We start from the raw sequence: 1710 nt of genomic DNA, 5'->3' as shown, positions 1-1710 counted from the left end.
GGTTTCGGCTGAAATTGAACTCGGTCGTCCAGAGCAGCTTACCGGTTGTATTTTTGGTACTCAGGTTGAGCTCAATTCCACGGTTCCGCATCCGGCCGATGTTGGTCAGCTGGGTCGAAAAACCGGTAATATCGGGAATCGGGACGTTCAGCAGCATGTCGCGGGTCACAGAATTATAATACTCGGCCGTCAGGCTGATGCGGTCGCTCAGCAGGCGGAGGTCAACCCCGATATTCAGCTGGTTAGTACGTTCCCAGCGCAGGTTTGTATTGGCAATGTTGGCAATCTGCAAACCAGAGGCCAGGCTGGACCCCGAGGCATAATTCGACGCATTCAGCAAGCTGATGGCCCCGTAGTTCGGAATCTGGTTATTGCCGGCTACCCCGTAGCTGGCCCGGAGTTTCAGGCTGTTGATCGCCTTGATGTTTTTCAGAAATGCTTCATCGGAAACTAACCAACCTGCTGATACCGACGGGAAATAACCCCAGCGGGTATTTGTCCCGAAACGGGAACTGCCGTCGCGCCGGATGGCCGCCGACAGAAAATAGTTGTTCCGGAAATTATATTGCCCGCGTGCCAGGTACGAAATCATCGACCATTCGGTGGCATTGCTCGAACCGCTGGTTACGACCCCGGCATTCAGGGTCTCAACCAGGTCATTGGGGAAACTGCCCGAAGTAACCGTCGCAAACTCATCCCGCTGTTTCTGAACAGAATAACCCGCCAGTACATTAACGGAATGATCCCCAAACCGTTTGTCGTAGGTCAGTGTGTTTTCCGACAGCCAGTTCAGCATATACGACGACTGCACGTTGCCTTCAGCCGGTAGGAGCCCGGAGTAGCCGTAGCCCTGGTTTTTGATACTATAGGAGTTCAGCCGCGTGTTGTAGAGGTTGCCGCTGATGCTGGTTCTGAACTTCAGATCATCGGTAAAATAGTACTCGGCATAACCGGTGGCCAGTGTGTTGAACGACTTGTTTTGCTTATGAATAAACCGGGTCAGTGAGTATGGGTGCCACAGGTTCAGGTCGTTGTAGGCAATGTATTTACTCCATACCGAATTCGGATCGCGGTAGCCGAGGTTGCCGTTTTCATTATATACCGGAAAAATCGGATCGCTCTGAATGGCAAGACTGATCACATCGCTCTTACCCTGTGTGCCTTCGGTCCGGTCGAAAACGGTGGTGGCTCCCAGATTCATGCCCACCGTCAGTCTGGAGGTGACGGCATGTTTGATGTTTGTCCGGAGCGCCAGCCGCTTGTAATAGTTCTGGTCAAGAACGGCTTGCTGATCGAGGTAGGCACCTGAAAACAGAAACTGGGTTTTTTCATTGCCGCCTGAAACGGATAGCTGCGCATTTTTCGACGGAGCCACGCGGAACATCACGTCCTGCCAGTCGGTGCCAGTACCGAACTGTTGGGGGTTGGTGATAAAGTCGTCGGGGATACGGTAGGTTGAGGGCCGTACGCTGTTCGGATCAGAGGCCTTGTTGACCGCCGGGTTCAGGTCGACCCATGCATTGTTATGGGCATCAATGTAGTAGTTGATCCATTGCTGCGCATTCATCATCGGTACTTTACGTGTCACTTCCTGTACGCCGTATTCCACACCTGCGCTGACGTTTGAGCGCCCCGCTTTGCCCAGTTTCGTTGTTACCAGCACAACGCCGTTGGCACCACGGGAGCCATAAATTGCCGCCGATGAAGCAT

At 53.2% G+C, this 1710-nt stretch carries 1 protein-coding gene; it reads right to left on the bottom strand.

Features of this window, described 5'->3' with window-relative positions:
* A partial coding sequence (locus BLX24_RS30205) for a SusC/RagA family TonB-linked outer membrane protein (RefSeq protein WP_143092917.1) occupies positions 1-1710 on the bottom strand: 1710 nt, incomplete at both ends.

This window comes from Arsenicibacter rosenii (assembly GCF_001870735.1).
In the GTDB taxonomy this organism is placed as follows: domain Bacteria; phylum Bacteroidota; class Bacteroidia; order Cytophagales; family Spirosomataceae; genus Arsenicibacter; species Arsenicibacter rosenii.
Note: the sequence above shows the minus strand (reverse complement) of the source record. Positions and strands in the feature narration are given on the sequence as shown.